The 16,364-nt window shown below is 69.6% G+C and carries 17 protein-coding genes; 11 read left to right on the top strand and 6 right to left on the bottom strand.

Going from position 1 to position 16,364, the window contains the following annotated elements; translation table 11 throughout:
- Nucleotides 1-6: 6 nt before the first annotated feature.
- The 8 genes from KZX45_RS09570 to KZX45_RS09535 are packed head-to-tail and all read left to right on the top strand — an operon-like array spanning nt 7 to nt 6,103.
- Nucleotides 7-1,161, top strand: coding sequence for an NAD(P)/FAD-dependent oxidoreductase (locus KZX45_RS09570; RefSeq protein WP_248257509.1), 1,155 nt, complete (start codon nt 7-9; stop codon nt 1,159-1,161).
- Nucleotides 1,158-1,754: an amino acid synthesis family protein gene (locus tag KZX45_RS09565; protein WP_248257508.1), complete on the top strand. Its 597-nt coding sequence runs from the start codon at nt 1,158-1,160 to the stop codon at nt 1,752-1,754. The genes KZX45_RS09570 and KZX45_RS09565 overlap by 4 nt, the downstream gene beginning before the upstream one ends.
- Before the next feature lie 34 nt (nt 1,755-1,788).
- Nucleotides 1,789-2,529, top strand: a complete 741-nt coding sequence (locus tag KZX45_RS09560; RefSeq protein WP_248257507.1) for a class II aldolase/adducin family protein — start codon at nt 1,789-1,791, stop codon at nt 2,527-2,529.
- Between the two features lie 47 nt (nt 2,530-2,576).
- Nucleotides 2,577-3,509: a 3-hydroxyacyl-CoA dehydrogenase NAD-binding domain-containing protein gene (locus KZX45_RS09555; RefSeq protein WP_248257506.1), complete on the top strand. Its 933-nt coding sequence runs from the start codon at nt 2,577-2,579 to the stop codon at nt 3,507-3,509.
- Between the two features lie 5 nt (nt 3,510-3,514).
- Nucleotides 3,515-4,369, top strand: coding sequence for an alpha/beta fold hydrolase (locus KZX45_RS09550; protein WP_248257505.1), 855 nt, complete (start codon nt 3,515-3,517; stop codon nt 4,367-4,369).
- A gap of 22 nt (nt 4,370-4,391) precedes the next feature.
- Nucleotides 4,392-4,838, top strand: coding sequence for a YbhB/YbcL family Raf kinase inhibitor-like protein (locus KZX45_RS09545; RefSeq protein ID WP_248257504.1), 447 nt, complete (start codon nt 4,392-4,394; stop codon nt 4,836-4,838).
- 44 nt (nt 4,839-4,882) lie between these two features.
- Nucleotides 4,883-5,641, top strand: a complete 759-nt coding sequence (locus tag KZX45_RS09540) for an IclR family transcriptional regulator (protein WP_248257503.1) — start codon at nt 4,883-4,885, stop codon at nt 5,639-5,641.
- A gap of 54 nt (nt 5,642-5,695) precedes the next feature.
- The gene (locus KZX45_RS09535; RefSeq protein ID WP_248257502.1) at nt 5,696-6,103 is read left to right on the top strand and encodes a carboxymuconolactone decarboxylase family protein; all 408 of its coding nucleotides are present in this window, start codon (nt 5,696-5,698) and stop codon (nt 6,101-6,103) included.
- 50 nt (nt 6,104-6,153) lie between these two features.
- Here KZX45_RS09535 and KZX45_RS09530 read toward each other — a convergent pair whose 3' ends face one another.
- From KZX45_RS09530 to KZX45_RS09510, 5 genes are all read right to left on the bottom strand, one after another.
- Nucleotides 6,154-6,981, bottom strand: coding sequence for an AraC family transcriptional regulator (locus KZX45_RS09530; protein ID WP_248257501.1), 828 nt, complete (start codon nt 6,979-6,981; stop codon nt 6,154-6,156).
- Between the two features lie 137 nt (nt 6,982-7,118).
- Entirely contained in the window at nt 7,119-8,423 is a 1,305-nt protein-coding gene (locus KZX45_RS09525; protein ID WP_248257500.1) for a TRAP transporter large permease, read from the bottom strand.
- Nucleotides 8,423-8,935 (bottom strand): TRAP transporter small permease, encoded by a 513-nt coding sequence (locus KZX45_RS09520; protein ID WP_248257499.1) that lies wholly within the window; start codon nt 8,933-8,935, stop codon nt 8,423-8,425. Before KZX45_RS09520 ends, KZX45_RS09525 begins: the two co-directional genes overlap by 1 nt.
- 8 nt (nt 8,936-8,943) lie before the next feature.
- A complete protein-coding gene (locus tag KZX45_RS09515; RefSeq protein ID WP_248257498.1) occupies nt 8,944-9,975 on the bottom strand; it encodes a TRAP transporter substrate-binding protein in 1,032 nt (343 codons plus the stop codon).
- A 12-nt stretch (nt 9,976-9,987) separates the two neighbouring features.
- Complete coding sequence (locus KZX45_RS09510; protein ID WP_248257497.1) at nt 9,988-12,501, bottom strand: TIM-barrel domain-containing protein; 2,514 nt, start codon at nt 12,499-12,501, stop codon at nt 9,988-9,990.
- A 290-nt stretch (nt 12,502-12,791) separates the two neighbouring features.
- Here KZX45_RS09510 and KZX45_RS09505 point away from each other — a divergent pair, with 290 nt between their 5' ends.
- The 3 genes from KZX45_RS09505 (at nt 12,792) to KZX45_RS09495 (ending at nt 15,569) form a co-directional block, all read left to right on the top strand.
- Nucleotides 12,792-13,517, top strand: coding sequence for a class II aldolase/adducin family protein (locus KZX45_RS09505; RefSeq protein ID WP_248257496.1), 726 nt, complete (start codon nt 12,792-12,794; stop codon nt 13,515-13,517).
- 64 nt (nt 13,518-13,581) lie between these two features.
- Nucleotides 13,582-14,571: an ABC transporter substrate-binding protein gene (locus tag KZX45_RS09500; RefSeq protein ID WP_248257495.1), complete on the top strand. Its 990-nt coding sequence runs from the start codon at nt 13,582-13,584 to the stop codon at nt 14,569-14,571.
- A gap of 8 nt (nt 14,572-14,579) precedes the next feature.
- A complete protein-coding gene (locus KZX45_RS09495; protein ID WP_248257494.1) occupies nt 14,580-15,569 on the top strand; it encodes a hypothetical protein in 990 nt (329 codons plus the stop codon).
- 5 nt (nt 15,570-15,574) lie between these two features.
- On the opposite strand, the gene KZX45_RS09490 is transcribed toward KZX45_RS09495, so the two are convergent.
- Complete coding sequence (locus KZX45_RS09490) at nt 15,575-16,342, bottom strand: IclR family transcriptional regulator (protein WP_248257493.1); 768 nt, start codon at nt 16,340-16,342, stop codon at nt 15,575-15,577.
- Nucleotides 16,343-16,364 lie beyond the last annotated feature (22 nt).

Raw genomic sequence — 16,364 nt, 5'->3', positions numbered from 1 at the left:
ATGACGATGGCATCTCAAGTTGAGTGGAACGGCCGGCACGCGGAGGTTGCCGGAGCGGGTTTCGCCGGTCTGACTGCGGCGGCCGCGCTGGCGCAGCGCGGTTGGACGGTGCGGGTCCACGAGAAGGGGCACGAGCTTCGCGAGCAGGGTGCCGGCATCGTGCTGTGGCACAACTCGCTGCGAGTCCTGGACGCGCTGGGCGCGACCGACGCGGTCATGGCGGACTCGATGACGCCCCCGTTCTACGAGACCCGCGTGCAGGGAACGAGCGTCTCGCACGAGGACTTCGGAAACCTGCCGTGGCGGACCATGACGAGGCCGCACCTCTACAAGGTGCTCCTGGACGCGGCGCTCGCCGCCGGCGCCGAGATCAGCACGGACAGCGAGGTCGTCGCGGCGGATCCTCGCGGGACGGTCACCCTCGCCTCCGGTGAGGTGCGCCGGGCCGATCTCGTCGTCGGGGCCGACGGAGTCAGGTCCAACGTGCGCGACTCCATCGGGTTCGAGCAGGAGCGATGGAAGACCCGGGACGGGATCACCCGGTTCCTGGTCCCACGGCACAAGGCGGAGCTCGGCCCCGGCGAGTGGGACAACGTCATCGACTTCTGGAACCTCGAGCCGAGATATCTCCGGGTCCTCTATGTCCCGTGCAACGACCGGGAGCTCTACATCGCCCTGGGCGCGCCCCGGGCGGACGAGCAGGGCAGTCGCACACCGATCGACCTCGACCTCTGGACCTCGGTCTTCCCGGAGCTGACGCCGGTCCTGCGGTCCGCGGCGGTGGCGCCGGACCCGAAGTACTACGGCTACCAGACGACGAAGCTCGAGCACTGGTCGGCGGGGAGCGTCGGCCTCGTCGGGGACGCGGCGCACGCCATGTGCCCCGCTCTGGCGCAGGGCGCCGGCTGCGCGATGGTCAACGCCTACACGTTGGCCGTCGCGGCGACAGAGGCGGCCGACGGCGAGCTCGAACAGGCGTTGGTCGACTGGGAGCGTCTCGAGCGCCCGTACACCGACCGCTGCCAGCAGCGGTCCGCCGACTACGCCGCCACCCGTGGCATGGCGCAGGGCAATCAGTTCACGACCGAGAACCTGGAGACCGCCTTGTACGACCCCACCGATCCCACCCGGCACGCCCTGGCTCGAGGAGCGGCCCGATGAGCGCGCTCGCCGACTTCCAGATCCGCCGCTTCGTCGGCTTCGTCGAGGAGATCTGGCACGACGGCGGCCCCGTGCCCGCCGAGCCGCTCGTGAAGGCAGCCGCCGGCGTCGTCATCAAGAACCCCTTCGCCGGGACGTACGTCGAGGATCTCTCGACCCTGACGGGGAGCAGCCCCGCTCTGGGGACGGAGCTCGGTCGGCGCGCCGTGGCACTCCTCGGCGGGCGGGCCGTCGAGAGCTACGGGAAGGGCGGCATCACCGGCCTCGCGGGCGAGCAGGAGCACGTCGTCGCCTGCATCACCACCGTCTTCGGCAACGCCTTCCGCGAGGCGGTCGGTGGCGGTTCCGCCTGGATCTCGTCCACGACCAAGACGGCCGCGGCGGGCGCCTCCCTGGACATCCCGCTCGCCTTCAAGGACGAGGTCTACGTCCGCTCCCACTACGACACCGTGACGCTGCGGGTCGAGGACGCCCCACGGCCGGACGAGCTGCTGCTCTGCGTCGCCGTCGCCAGCGGCGGGCGGGTGCATCAGCGCGTGGGTGGCATGACCGCCGCCGAGGCACGCCGAGAACTCGCCGCGACGGGCGCCTGAGGGCCTCTCTCAACGACAAGACGAAAGGACAGACGTGACTCACAGCGACGTCATGTACAGCCAGGACGACTCCATCGAGAACGTCCTCGAGAACCTTGCGCGCGCGCACCGGATCCTCGAGATGGAGGGCCATGGCGACATGTCGATGGGCCACCTGTCGTACCGCGACCCGCACGGTCGTGGCATCTGGCTCAAGCGAGGGAACCTCGGCATGGAGGAGGTCCGTGGCGCGGACTTCATTCTCATCGACTTCGACGGCAACGTCCTGGAGGGGCAAGGGCTGCGGCACCTGGAGTGGCCCCTGCACACCGAGATCTTCCTCGCCCGTCCCGACGTGAACTTCGTCGGGCACTCCCACCCCTTCTACACGACCGTCTTCGCCTCCACCGAGGCGAAGCTGGAGGCGTACAGCAACGAGGGTGTGTGGTTCGCGGAGCACGGCGTCCCGCGATTCACCCTGACGAGCAACATCATCACCACCAAGGAGCTGGGCAAGGCCCACGCCGACGCACTCGGAGAGGCGGAGGCCCTTCTGCTCCGCAACCACGGCGCGTCCTACGTCGGTCGCACCCTCAAGGACCTGACCCTCGGCGGGATCTTCCTGGAGAAGGCGGCGAAGTTCCAGCTCACCCTCGCCACGTCCGGACTCCCACACCAGCCGCCGAGCGACGAGGAGACCCAGGAGAAGATCGAGACGATCTATCCGGAACGGGCGAGGAACAACTTCTGGATGTACTTCAACCGCAAGCTCGACCGCGTCGAGGCCGGGGCCTGAGCCCCGCACGCACCGCTCCTCAACCAGTTCACGAAAGCGAGTCACCCATGAGCATTCCCACCATCAGCGCGGTCATCGGATCGGGCAGCATGGGCCCGGGCATCGCAGCCCTGCTGGCCCGGTACGGATCCCAGGTCCGCCTCAACGACATCAGCGAGGAGGCCCTGGCCCGGGCCGAGCAGGTGTGTGCCGGTGCCACCAAGGCTCTGGACGCGCTCGACGTGCCCGTCGTGCCGGGCGGGTCGGTGACCTTCGAGCTCGACCAGGCCACGGCCCTCGACGGCGCCTCCCTGATCATCGAGGCGATCCCGGAGCGGATCGACCTCAAGAAGACCGTGCTGCAGCAGATCGAGGCCGTGGTCGCGGAGGACGCGATCATCGCGACCAACACCTCCGGCATCCCCATCTCGGACATGGCCGTCGCCATGGCGCACCCTGAGCGCTTCATCGGGATGCACTGGTCGAACCCGCCGCATCTCATCCCGATGATCGAGCTCATCAAGGGCGACAGGACCACCGACGAGGTGCAGGACACCCTCATCGAGATCGTGGAGGCCTTCGGCTACGAGGCCGTTGTCGAGAAGGAGAAGGCCGGCTTCATCGAGAACCGGGTGTTGTACGCCGTCCTGCGCGAGTGCCTCGCACTGCTCGAGGAAGGAGTTGCGACCCAGCGCGACCTCGACACCTGCGTGAAGTGGGGCGTCGGCTACAAGCTCGCAGTCATCGGGCCCATGCGGCTCGTCGACATGGCGGGGCTCGACATCTACGAGGCCGTCGCCAGCTACCTCAACTCCGACCTCTCCAACGAGACCGGGGTCTCGGAGCTGGTGACCCGGCTGACGAAGGACAAGAAGCTCGGCATGAAGACGGGGCAGGGCCTCTACGAGTACAACAACGGTGAGGTGGCCGAGAAGCGGGCCGACATCGTGCAGGGCCTCATCACTGTTCGCAAGGCTCTCTCTGCCATCAAGCCCGTCTGAGTGCCATGACTCGAGGACTGAGGCTGCAGCAGGCGGGTGCGATCCGGATCTGCATCCGGGATGCCGGCGACGGTCCGGCGGTGGTGCTGCTGCACGGCACCACCGCCAACCTCGGCGTGTGGGACGCCGTCGTCGAGATTCTCGGCACCGACGTCCGGACCATCGCCGTCGACCAGCGGGGTCACGGACGAAGTGACAAGCCGTCCAGCGGCTACGGGATGAACGAGTACACGCACGACCTCGTTGAGCTCGTCGAAGCGCTCGACTGCGGCCCCGTGGTCGTCGTCGGCCACTCGCTGGGGGCCCGCAACGCCGTCGTGCTCGGGGCGAGACGCCCGGATCTGGTCGCCGGCGTCGTCGCGGTCGACTACACGCCGTTCGTCGAGCCTGAGGTTCTCGACGATCTCCAGGCGCGGGTGGCGGGGGGCGACAGGCACTTCGCCACTCGAACCGAGCTCATGGAGTACCTCCGTGACCGATACACGCTCATTGCCGACGACGCCGTCCGACGACGCGCCGACTACGGGTACGTCGCCGACGAGCGGGGACTCAGACCCCTCGCCGCGCCAGGTGCGATGGAGCAGACCGTGGACGGTCTGCGCACCGATTTCCTGGAGGAGGCTCGGACGATCGGCGTCCCGGTGACGCTGATCCGAGGCCAGCTGAGCCGCATCGTGTCCGACCAGGCGTTCGCCCGGACCCGGACGCTTCGCCCCGACTTCCACGCTCTCGAGCTGCCAGGCGTCGACCACTACGTCCCCGAGGAGCGGCCCGACGTCGTCGCCGAGGCGGTCGCTCAGATGCTCGCGCGAACACCGGCAAGTCGCACAAGCCGGCCGGTCCCGACCAGCCAATCCTGAACCCGACGAACGAAGGACAGACATGCCCCTGAACATCAAGGACCTAGCCATCAGCTCGCCCGACATCCACGCCGGCGAGCGGGTGCCCGACAAGCACGCCGCCGACCACGGCAACGCCGAGCCCACGCTGACGATCAGCGGCGTACCAGAAGGCGCCGTCGAGCTGGCCGTCATCGCCCACGACCCAGACGCGCCGCTGCCCCACGGCTTCACCCACTGGGTTCTGTACGGGCTGGAGCCCACCGACGGGACCGTGAACGGGTCGCACCGGACCGGCCCCAATACGATCGGTGAGAGGGCGTACTCGGGACCGCAGCCGCCTCCGGGCCATGGCGTGCACCACTACTACTTCTGGGTCTACGCCCTCGACCGGCCGGTGAAGGGCGAGCCCACTCGCGAGGAGTTCCTGACGGAGTACGCCGACAGCATCATCGAACAGAACAGGTTCGTCGCGACCTACTCGTCCTGAGTCACGCCGCGATCAGCCGGAGGGAACACCTGGGAGGGGGACCGGTGTCAACACACAAGGGGCGCACGCCCGGGGTGGACAGCGCTCGACGCGTGCTGAACGTGCTTCTGCTCTTCGGGGCGGAGAAGCCGGAGCTGACGGTGGAGGAGATCGCCGAGCGGGTCGACATCTCGGTGCCGTCCGCGTACCGCTTCCTCTCCCTGCTCCGAGAGCTCGATCTCGTCGAGGAGAACGGGAGCAACACGTACGCCCTCACGCCCAGGGTGTTCGCTCTCGCCTCCAGCGCGGAGCGTGCGTTCAAGCTGGGGCCGGTCCTCCGACCTGTGCTGCAGGAACTCTCCGCCGAGACCGGCGAGGCGGCTCTTGTCATCCGCCGGGTTGGCGATCACGCCACCTGCGCGGAGCTGGTGCAGATCGAGCACACGATCAGGTTGTCCTTCGTGCCGGGTCAGATCATGAGCCTGCACCGTGGGGCAGGGCCGAAGGTTCTGCTCAGCAGCATGGGGCGAGAGTGGGCAGCGCACTACCTCGACCGTGTTCGACCGGACGCCACAGCGCAGTCGCGGAAGAGCCTCCTGGACGAGCTGACCGTCATCGAGGAGCAGGGCTGGTCGATGAGCTCGGCAGAGGTCGACGAGGGGGTGTGGGCCGTGGCGGCGCCGGTGAGGGCGGGCGGACGGACGCTCGCCGCGTTGTCGGTCGCGGGGCCGCAGTACCGGATCGACGATGCGCGGGCGAAGAGCATCACGGAGGCCGTGATCGCCCACGCGACCGCGGTGTCCCAGAGGCTGACGCGCGGCTAGCCGCCGGGGAAGCGCGGCCCGTGCTTCCCCCTATGCAGAAGGGGGCAGGTGACTGTGGCTGACAACGCACAGGAGTACATCGACGACATGGCACGCAAGCGTGGCTACGTCCTCGACTATCACAAGGTCATGGCCAAGCAGGACTTCGAGGTGCTCCAGGCGGCCAACGGACTGGTGTCGGCGGCCTATCTGGACGAGCGCACCCTCGACCGGCGGACCAAGGAGCTCATCTTCATCGTGAGCCTGACCGTGATGCGAGCGTCGAAGGGGCACATCCAGAGCCACATCAGGGTGGCGCTCGACCTGGGGGTGACAGCGCGGGAGATCCTCGAGGCGATCGAGATCGCGCTTCCCGAGGCGGGGATCGTCGCCTTCCAGGTCGGGTTCGAGGCGTGGCAGGAGGTCGTCGGCGCGGACGGCCTGGAGCCGACGGTCACCGCGCACCAAGGTGGACGCGGGTGACCAGCGCGATGGTCGAGAGGGCGTCGTCCGAGCGGACGGACCGGTGACGGCTACGCCGTCGCCCCGGCCCTCTCCCGAGACCTGAACTGGGACGGCGACATCGCCGTCCGCGCGCGGAAGACGCGGTTGAAGTGCGTGACGTTGGCGAACCCGACCGCGGCGCTGATCTGGCTCACCGGGTCCTCGGTCTCCTGCAGGAGCCGCTCGGCCCGGCCCACGCGGAGCCCGTTGACGTAACCGATGATCGTCGTGCCGGTGTGCTTCTTGAACTCGCGCGACAGGTAGAACGGGCTGATGAAGAACCGCTCGGCGAGCGTCGTGAGGTCGATCGGCTCGGCGTAGTGGTCGTGCAGATGGTGGATGACGTCGGCGATCCGGCCCTCGCGCGGCGCCATCCGGGCGTCCCGGTGCTCGCCCCGGAGGAGCTTGACGAGCAGCTGGGTGATCAGCAGCCGCATCTCCTCCTGCGAGCCGTCGCCCAGCACGTCCTGCGTGGCGAGGAGCTGCTCGACCACCTGGCTCACCCCCCGCAGGCCCGGCCCCTCCGGCCGGACGACCGTGACCGGGGCCCGGATCGCGTCGAGGACGTGCGGGTAGAGGACGGCCTCGGGGGTGAAGTACAGGACGACCCGCTGGAACGGGACGCCGTCGTCGGCGTACGAGAAGTGCTCGACCCCGGGCGGGAAGACGATGAGCTCGGGCGGCTCGATCCGGTAAAGGGTGTGGTCGGCCCAGTGGTACCGGCTGCCCGCCTCGAGGTAGTAGATCTCGAAGTAGTCGTGCCGGTGGGGCCGCATCATGTTGTCGTCGACGCCCCGGATCCGGGCCACGGCCACGTCGCGGCCGCTGGCCATGAGATCGCCTGCGAAGTCCAGCATCTCTCTTCCCTAGTTTCCTGAGCGTCGGGCCGGGGCGGTCCGGCGGGCTGCGGGGTCGCAGCCCGCCGGCCGGGTCCGTGTCTCACCGCACAGCTGGCTCCCGCCTACGCTAACGCGGCGTGGCGACGGACGCGCCGTCACCCGAGCAGGCCCATCCATCCCGGTATCCCGAGGGAGAGCGCCGGGACGAACGTGATGGCCAGGAGCAGCAGGACGAGGCCGACGAAGTACGGGACGAGCCTCGGGACGACCTGCTCGATCGTCACCCCGCTCACGCCGCTGGCGACGAAGAGCACGGAGCCGACCGGCGGGGTCATGGTGCCGATGCACATCGCCAGGATGAGCACCATGCCGAAGTGGACCGGGTGCATGCCAAGCTCGGTGGCGATGGGCAGGAAGATCGGGGTGAAGATGAGGATCGCCGGCGTGATGTCCATGAACGTCCCGACGACGAGGAGCACGGCCACCATCAGCAGCAGGATGATCGCCCTCGAGTCGGCCACCGAGAGCAGGGCGTCCGTGATCGCCGCGGGGATACCGGTGTAGGCCATGACCCAGGACATCGCGGACGACGCGGCGATGAGGAACATGACGACGCCGGTCGAGACGACCGTGCGGACCACGACCTCCTTGAAGTCGGTCCACGACATGCTGCGGTAGACGAGCGACAGGACGAGGCAGTAGAGCACCGCGGCCCCGGCGCCCTCGGTGGCGGTGAAGACGCCGGCCACGATGCCGCCGACGACGACGATGATCAGCAGCAGGCTGGGGATCGCCCGCAGGAGGACCAGCGCGGCCTCGCCGGCGCCGGCGCCCCGCGTCGTCGCGTACCGGCGCTTGCGTGCGTAGAGGTAGGTGATGAGCATGACGACGAGGCCCATGAGGATGCCCGGGACGTAGCCGGCCATGAACAGCGCCGAGACCGACACGCCGCCGGCGACCGTCGAGTAGACGATGGCGGCCGTCGTCGGCGGGATGAGCAGCCCCGTCGACGCGGAGGCGATGTTGGCGGAGGTGCTGAAGGCCGGGTCGTAGCCCTCCTTCTTCTGCCGCTCGTGCAGGGTGCCGCCGATGGCGGCGGCCGAGGCGACGGCGGAGCCGGAGAGGGACCCGAAGAGCATGTTGCCGAGGATGTTGGTGTGGGCGAGCGCCCCGGGCACCCGGCCGGCGACGACGAGGGCGAGGTCGACGAGCCGTCTCGCGATGCCGCCGTTGTTCATGATGTTGCCGGCAAAGATGAACAGCGGCACGGCGAGCAGCGAGAAGCTCTCGATGCCGACGTTCATCTGCTGGCCGACGATGTAGGTCGAGTCCTCCCACGGCAGGAAGACGAGGGCGGTGAGGAAGGAGGCGACCCCGAGCGCGACCGAGACGGGGATGCCCGTGAAGAGCAGGACGAAGAACGCGCCGAACAGGACGGCGACGGCGGTGAGTGCATCCATCAGTCGGTTCCCTCCGTCTCGACCAGGGGGGCCCCGGCGAGGTCTTCCCAGATGTTGAGCACCTGCGCGGCCGCGATCGCGAGCCCGGCGATCGGGCCGATCGCGTAGACGAGGCCGCGCGAGATACCGAGCAGGGCCGAGTAGTCGTTGCGCGCGCTGAGCGCGAGCATCGTGCCGCCGACCACGAGGACGAGGACGGCGAAGAGCAGGACGAGGACGTCGGACCCGATCACCAGCCGTCGCCGCACGGTCGGCGAGAACTTGTCCCGCACGAACGCGAGCGCCATGTGCTTGCGGTGGAGGAACGCGTAGGCGGCGCTGATGAAGGAGGTCCAGATCAGCGCGTAGCGCACGAGCTCCTCGGTGAAGGCGGCGGGGGTGCCGAGGACGTAGCGGGTGAAGACCTGGTAGAGCACCAGGAAGGTCATGATGACGAGCAGGGTGCCGGCGAACCAGACGAGTACGGCGCCGAGCGCCCCTCGCACCCGGTCCAGACGTTCGTGCGTGGTCATGGGGGTCCTCACTTCCTTGCCGACTCGATGACGGAGAGGAGTTCCGCGACCTCGGGGTACTCCTCGGCGTACCGGTCGACGACCGGCCGGGTGGCCTCACGGAAGGCGTCGGTGTCCACGTCGGTGACGAACTCGACGCCCATCGCCTCGGCGTCGACCACCGACTGCTCGATGCTCTCCGCCCACAGGGCCTTGTGCTCCTCGGTCGCCGCCCGGGCGGCGTCGGAGACGAGCTCCTGGTCCGCGGCGTCGAGCCGCTGCCAGGCGTCGCTGCTGATGACGAGCATGTCGGGGATCCGTGTGTGCTCGGTCAGGGAGAACGACTTCGCGACCTCCCCGTGGGCGCTCTGGGTCAGCACGGTCTCGTTGCTCTCCGCGCCGTCGATCAGGCCGGTCTGCAGCGACGTGTAGGTGTCGCCGAACGCCATGACGATGGGCGCGACGCCGAGCTCCTCCATGAAGTCGGTCTGCGACCGCATGTCCTGCACCCGGATCTTCATGCCCCGCACGTCCTCGGGGGTGCGGATCGGCGTGCTGGCGGTGTAGAAGGACCGGGCGCCGGAGCTGAAGTACGTGAGGCCGACGAAGCCGTCGTCGACGGTGGAGCGGAAGTACTCGGCCATCTCGGGCGAGTCCATGACCTCGTAGTACTCGTCCTCGGACTCGAACACGTACGGCAGGCCGAACGTGTGGTAGCCGGGGTCGTAGTTCGCCAGGCCGGGCGCGCTCACCCGCGTCATGTCGACGATGCCCTGGTTGAGCTGGCCGAGCACCTGCGTCTCGGACCCGAGCTGGCCGTTCCCGTACATCCTGACGACGATCCGCCCGCCGCTCTGCTCCTCGAGGTCCTCGGCGAACGCGGTGAGGGCCTGGGAGGTGACGTGGCGGTCGTTGAGGTTGTGGGCCAGGCGCAGGACGAGCGGGTCGTCCGCGGTGGCCCGGGCGCTCGTCATCGACGAGATCCCCGAGCTCGGCGCGCAGGCCGCGAGCGCCGCCGCGGTCAGCATCGCCGCGGCGGAGCTGATCAGTACCTTCTTCATTTCCATGCTCCCTTACATGCCGATCATGTCGAAGGGCTCGAACGAGATGGTGACGGCGAGATCGCCGTCGGGGTCGGGCAGTCGGACGAGGACGGACCGGGTGGTCTGCTCGTAGTGCCAGCCCACCTCCGCGGCGTCGAAACGCTCGCGGTAGAGGATCTGGGGGATGCGCTCGCCGTCGACAGCGACCCAGTGCGGGGCCCGGTCCGTGTTGACGACGTCGAGGAGCAGCCTCCGGACGGTGCTGCGGTAGTCGCCGCGGCGGGTGAGCCGGAGGACGACCTGCTCGCCGGCGGTCATGCTGACCTCGGTCTCCCGGAACGCCCCGCCCTCGTGGGCGCGGGTGAGCCCGTCGTCCTCGTACAGCAGGAAGTGGCCGTCGCGGTCGGCGGCGCAGACCAGGCGCAGGTCGGTGACCTCGTCGCGGGTGAGGCTGTCGAGCTGGTTGGCGGCCAGCGGGACGATGCCGCCGCCGCGGACGAAGAGCGGGATCGAGCCGAGGTCGACCGGCACCTCGACGGTCTGCCCGCCCTCGAAGCGCTCGCGGGTCCACGCGTCGTAGAAGACCTCGCCGGCGGGGACGCGCACGGAGCGGGTGGTCGCGCCCGGGGTGAGGACGTTCGCGACGAGGAGGGAGTCCCCGAGCATGAACTCGGTGGCGTTCTCGTCGGCGGCGGGGTCGGCCTGGAAGGCGCTGACGAGCGGCTCCATGATGGGCAGGCCGGTGCGGTGCGCGCGGGCCATGAGCGAGTACAGGTAGGGGAAGAGCCGGTAGCGGAGCTTGATGGCGTCGCGGATGTAGGACGTGTGGTCGCCGTACATCCAGGGCTCCGTGACGGTGTTGTCGGAGTTCACCGAGTGGATCGAGAAGCGGGGCTGGAAGATGCCGTGCTGGACCCAGCGCACGAGGAGCTCGGGCTCGGGTCCCGGCCCGTGGAAGCCGCCGATGTCGCACCCCTGGTTCGCGACCCCGGACAGGCCCATGCCGAGGATCGTGGCGATGTTGTCCTGGAGCGTTTCCCATGACGTCGAGTTGTCGCCCGCCCAGGTCTGGGCGTAGCGCTGGATGCCGGCGTGGCCCGCGCGGCAGACGATGTAGGGGCGGGCGTCCGGGTCCTTCTCGGCGACTGCGTCGCGGGTCACGTGACACATGAGGTTCGCCATGACCGTGCGGACGCGGCCGATCGTCGCGCCGGCGCCGTCGAAGTCGCAGCGGGAGTCCTTGTCGATGATCCCGTCGTACTCGCAGTTGTCGTTCCACACCGACGTCGTGCCCTTGTCCAGCACGTCCTCGGTCAGCCAGCGCTTCCAGGCCTTCCGGGCGGCGGGCTTGGTGAAGTCGACGAACCGGCCCGGCCCGCCCCACCAGGCGCCGGCGGCAGGGCCGTCGCCAGCGCACTCGGCCGCGTCGGCGCTGCGCCGGACGAGGACGCCCTCGGCCACGAGCTCCTCGAGGCGGGGGTGGACGTCGAGCACGGCGGGCTTGACGTTGGGGGAGACGGTGATGCCGCGCTCGGCCATCGCGGCGAAGAAGCCCTCCGGGTCGGGGAAGCGGCGGTCGTTCCAGGTGAGGACGCACCGTTTCGGGCCGGTCTCTGTCTCCTGGGTGGTGTAGCCGGAGGAGAGCTGGAAACCGTCGACGGGGATGTCCTCGGCCCGCGCGATGTCGATGAAGTCGGTGATCGCCCGGTCGCTGTCGGCGTCGAGCTCGGCGTAGTACATCGAGGAGGCGAGGTAGCCGAGCGCGTACTTCGGCAGCAGCGGCGGCCGGCCGGTCAGCGTGGTGTAGCGCCGGACGACGTCCCGGATCGCCGGGCCGGCGATCAGGAACAGGTCGATGTCGCCGCCGTCGGTGCGGTAGCGGCTGTGCGGGGCCCAGTAGTTGCTCTTCTCCCGGCCCAGGTCGAAGTCGCACTCGTAGGTGTTGTGGTAGAAGTAGCCGACCGCCTTGCGGCTGGCGCGGTTCAGCTTCAGGTAGAACGGGATGTGCTTGTACAGCGGGTCGGTCTCGCGGGAGTTGTAGCCGAGCGCGTCCTTGGGGCTCATCGTGATGAGCTTCTGGGCCTTGTTCAGCGCCCCGGTCGTCTCCCCGAAGCCGTAGAAGCCGTCGTCCGGGGTGATCTCGCTGGTGTGCAGCCGGCGGCGGTTCGAGTCCTCGAGGTAGCCGAGGCCGACGACGTCCGCGTGGAGCAGCGTCCCCTCGTCGTCGTAGACGCAGATCCGGAACGGGTCCTTCTCGATCTCGACGCGCAGGCGCCCGCCGGTCACGGTCGCCCTGTCGTCCCGGTCGTCCAGCTGGACGACCGGCGGGGTGACGCGGGTGCGTTCGGATCCCATGAAGCCGTCGAGCCGGTCGGGCCAGGCGGTGGTGACCAGCGTGTACGACTCCTCGGCGAAGTCCCCGTCGAAGCCGGCGCGGATGCGGAGGATGTCCTCGGTCACGAGGATCAGGCGGATCTCCACGCCGTCAGTTCGGACACGGACCCAGCCGTCGGCCAGCTCTACGTCCACGACTCTTGTGGTCACACGCACGGGCGATCATTCCTTCGTCGGAGGTACGGGCCGGGGCAGGTCAGCGCTGACAACGTTCACGTCGTCGTAACCGGCTTCCAAGACCCTAGGAAGATCACCGGGGCGCCCGCTTGATCGAAATTGCCGTTCAGGGGCCCAGGCTTGACGGATCTTGCCCTTGTCCGTGATGTCTGCACAGCAGAACGAAGTTCTTGCACTCAGAACCGGCCGGTCGTACGTTCGGCACACCGGTCCGCGCGGACCGACGCCGACGGCGTGACGGGCAAGGGTGCCAGGGGAGAGACATGCGACAGACGGATCAGGGGCTCCCGGAGTCCGACCGGACGATCGTCACCGCGCTGGTCGACGCCAACCGGATCCTGGTGGCGCGCGGGGTGCTGGATGCCTTCGGCCACGTCAGCGCCCGGTCCGCCGCCGACCCGGACCGCTTCTACCTGGCGCGCAACATGGCCCCCGGCCGGGTGACGTCCGAGGACATCCAGGCCTTCACCCTCGACGCGCAGACCGACGACCCCCGCCCGAGCTACCTCGAGAAGTACATCCACGCCGAGATCTACCGGGCCCGTCCGGACGTCACGGGCGTCGTGCACAGCCACTCGCCGGCGGTCATCCCGTTCGCCGTCACCGACCGGCCCCTCCGGCCCGTGCTGCACATGGCCGGGTTCCTCGCCGACGCCGTGCCGGTCTTCGAGATCCGGGACCACCTGGGCGAGGATTCGGACCTGCTCATCCGGGACGCGCGGACCGGGGCCGCGCTCGCCGACGCGCTGGGCCCGCACGCCGTCGTCCTCATGCGCGGCCACGGCTCCGTCGCGGTCGGGGACTCCCTGCCCGACGCGGTCTTCCGCGCCGTCTACGCCGAGGTCAACGCCGGCATCCAGGCGGCCGCCACCCAGCTCGGCGCGGTCACCTACCTCACCCCGCAGGAGGGCGCGGCGGCCTGGCGCACCAACAGCTCGCAGGTGGTCCGCGCCTGGGACGTCTGGCGCGAGGAGGTCCGCGTCCCGTAGGCCCGCACCGCCGTCGTCACCCCCGCGTCGGCCACCACTCCCACCACTCACCGAGGAGCCCACCGTGAATCGATCCATCCCCGTCACCGCCGCCGGTCTCGTCACGCTCGCGCTCGCGCTCGCCGCCTGCTCGGGGGACGACGGCGCCACCCCGGCCGCCACCGAGGGAGCCGGTGGCACCGGCGCACCGCAGGACGGGCTCACGCCGGTCCTCATCGGCACCCAGCCCATCGTCGACTCCGCCCCGCTCTACCTCGGCAAGCAGGAGGGCTTCTTCGAGGAGGAGGGCATCGACCTCGAGATCGAGTCCGCCGGCGGCGGCGCCGCCGTGGTCCCCAGCGTGGTGTCGGGCACCTACCAGTTCGGGCGCGGCAACCTCCTCTCGACCATGCTCGCCGTCGAGCAGGGCCTGGACCTGAGGTGCATCGCCAACGCCAACTCCACGGCGGGCGAGCCGGACATCGGCGCGGTCGTGGTCACCGGTGACTCCCCGATCCAGAGCGTCGCCGACCTCGGCGGCAGGACCGTCTCGGTCAACACCCTGGAGAACATCGGCGACACGACGATCCGGACCGTGGTCGACGAGGCCGGCGGCGACGCCGCCGCCGTGAAGTTCGTCGAGGTGCCGTTCTCCGAGGCGCCGGCCGCGCTCGAGCTCGGCCAGGTGGACGCGGCGTGGATCCTGGAGCCGTTCCTCACCGAGGCGCTGGACAGCGGGGCCCGCGTGCTCTCCTACAACTTCTCCGAGTTCCACCCCGAGCTCGACATCTCGTGCGTCTTCACCACCCAGTCGCTCATCGACGAGGACCCCGAGCTCGTGGAGAGCTTCCGCACGGCCATGAACCGGTCGCTGGAGTACTCCCAGGAGAACCCCGACGCCGTGCGGGAGATCGTGGGCACCTACACCGAGATCGAGCCCGACGTCCTCGAGCGCATGACGATCCCGGTGTTCCGCCCCGAGTTCAGCCGCGAGGCGGCGGAGCTCCTCGGGCAGAAGGCGGTCGAGTTCGGGACGCTCGACGAGGAGCCCGACCTCGACACGATCCTTCCCTGAGGCGCCCGGTGAGCAGACTGCAGCTGTCCTTCGCGGGCAGCAGCTGCGACCGTTTCGCCGCCCTGCGGGACGGGTCCGTGCAGCCCGAGGGGATCGACCTCAACGTCATCGACCTGCCCGTGGAGGAGATCTTCTACCGCCAGCTCACGAACCACGAGTTCGACCTGAGCGAGATGAGCCTGTCCTCCTACGTCCTCAGTCTCGAGCAGAGCGACCCGGGGCTCGTGGCGATCCCCGTCTTCCCCTCCCGGTACTTCCGTCACCAGACGATGTTCGTCAACGCCGACAGCGGCATCCGCCGGCCGGAGGACCTCGCCGGGCGCCGGGTGGGGGTGCCGGAGTACCAGATCACTGCGGGCGTGTGGCAGCGCGGGATGCTCCAGGACGAGTACGGCGTCGACCACCGGTCGCTGCGGTACGTCACCGGCGGCGTCGAGCACGCCGGGCGGACCGAGAAGATCAGCCTCGACCTGCCGCCCGACGTCGACCTCACGGCGGCGCCGCAGGGCCGGACGCTCTCGGACCTGCTGGTGGCCGGCGAGATCGACGCGCTCCTCACCGCGCACGTCCCCGAGGTCTTCTACTCGAGCGAGAAGGTCGTCCGGCTGTTCGGCGACTACAAGGCGGTGGAGCAGGACTACTTCCGCCGCACCCGCGTGTTCCCGATCATGCACGTCGTCGCCCTGCGGCGTGACGTCTACGAGCGCCAGCCCTGGATCGCCCGGTCCCTGATGAAGGCGTTCGAGGCCTCGCTCCGCCGGGCCCACGACGCGCTGATGTACCGCAGCTCCCTCGCGGTCATGCTGCCCTGGCTCGCCGACCACGTCGAGGAGACCCAGGCCGTCATGGGGGAGCGGTACTGGAGCTACGGCCTGGAGCCGAACCGGGCTGTCCTGGAGACCTTCCTCCGCTACTCCCGGCAGCAGGGCCTCGCGCGGCGCGACTGGCGGCCGGAGCAGCTGTTCGCCCCGAACGCCGAGAGCGCCACGCTCATCTGACCCCGTCAGATCGACGCGGCCAGCCTCTCGGAGGCGAGCCGGAGCAGCGCGACGTGGTCGTCCGTGCGCTCCGGCGACGTCCGCGAGAGCGGCGCCGCGACGCTCAGGGCCGCGACCGATGACCGCGACGACGGCAGCACGGCGACCGCCACGGAGGCGACGCCCAGCTCGACCTCCTCGCGGTTGCGGGCGAAGCCGGCGCCGCGGACCTGCCGCAGCGACTCGAGCAGCGCGGCCCGGCTCCCGAGGGTCCGCTCGGTCAGCTGCTCGAGCTGGGCGGGGTAGAGCGACAGCACCGACTCGTCCGTCAGCGTCGAGAGCATCGCCTTGCCGAGGCTGGAGGCGTACGCGGGCGTCAGCTTGCCGACGCGGCCGCTGACGCGCAGCAGCGCGGGGCTCTCGACGCAGTCCACGTAGAGCACCTCCGGTCCCTGCAGGGTGCCGAGGTGGACGGTCTCGCCCGTCTGGCGCGCGAGCTGCTCCAGCACCGGCCGGGCCGCCGTGCGCAGGTCGAAGGTGTCGGCGACGGCGGAGGCGATGTTGAACAGCTCCGGGCCGGCCCGGTACGCGCGCGTGCGGTCGTCCTGGACCGCAAAGCCCCGGTAGAGGAGCATCGCCATGAGCCGGTGCGCGGTGGAGTGGCCGACGTCCAGGTGCTCCCGCACCTCGGACAGGGTCAGCTCGCGCCGGTCCTTGAACAGCAGGAGCACGCGCAGCGCGCGGTCGATGCCCTCGATGGGGTAGAGCGGGGCGGCGCGCTCCGGTGTCTGCACAGCAGACAGCCTAGCCCGGGCG

Origin of the sequence: Georgenia sp. EYE_87, from assembly GCF_023148685.1 — a bacterium.
Lineage (GTDB): Bacteria > Actinomycetota > Actinomycetes > Actinomycetales > Actinomycetaceae > Georgenia.
Note: the sequence above shows the minus strand (reverse complement) of the source record. Positions and strands in the feature narration are given on the sequence as shown.

What these genes read in the sequence shown, in the direction of transcription:
- KZX45_RS09550 (WP_248257505.1), top strand. Translation starts at nt 3,515, where the DNA reads ATGACTCGAGGACTGAGGCTGCAGCAGGCGGGTGCGATCCGGATCTGC.
- KZX45_RS09520 (WP_248257499.1), bottom strand. Translation starts at nt 8,935, where the DNA reads ATGACCACGCACGAACGTCTGGACCGGGTGCGAGGGGCGCTCGGCGCC.
- KZX45_RS09565 (WP_248257508.1), top strand. Translation starts at nt 1,158, where the DNA reads ATGAGCGCGCTCGCCGACTTCCAGATCCGCCGCTTCGTCGGCTTCGTC.
- KZX45_RS09525 (WP_248257500.1), bottom strand. Translation starts at nt 8,423, where the DNA reads ATGGATGCACTCACCGCCGTCGCCGTCCTGTTCGGCGCGTTCTTCGTC.
- KZX45_RS09555 (WP_248257506.1), top strand. Translation starts at nt 2,577, where the DNA reads ATGAGCATTCCCACCATCAGCGCGGTCATCGGATCGGGCAGCATGGGC.
- KZX45_RS09515 (WP_248257498.1), bottom strand. Translation starts at nt 9,975, where the DNA reads ATGAAGAAGGTACTGATCAGCTCCGCCGCGGCGATGCTGACCGCGGCG.
- KZX45_RS09545 (WP_248257504.1), top strand. Translation starts at nt 4,392, where the DNA reads ATGCCCCTGAACATCAAGGACCTAGCCATCAGCTCGCCCGACATCCAC.
- KZX45_RS09530 (WP_248257501.1), bottom strand. Translation starts at nt 6,981, where the DNA reads ATGCTGGACTTCGCAGGCGATCTCATGGCCAGCGGCCGCGACGTGGCC.
- KZX45_RS09570 (WP_248257509.1), top strand. Translation starts at nt 7, where the DNA reads ATGGCATCTCAAGTTGAGTGGAACGGCCGGCACGCGGAGGTTGCCGGA.
- KZX45_RS09505 (WP_248257496.1), top strand. Translation starts at nt 12,792, where the DNA reads ATGCGACAGACGGATCAGGGGCTCCCGGAGTCCGACCGGACGATCGTC.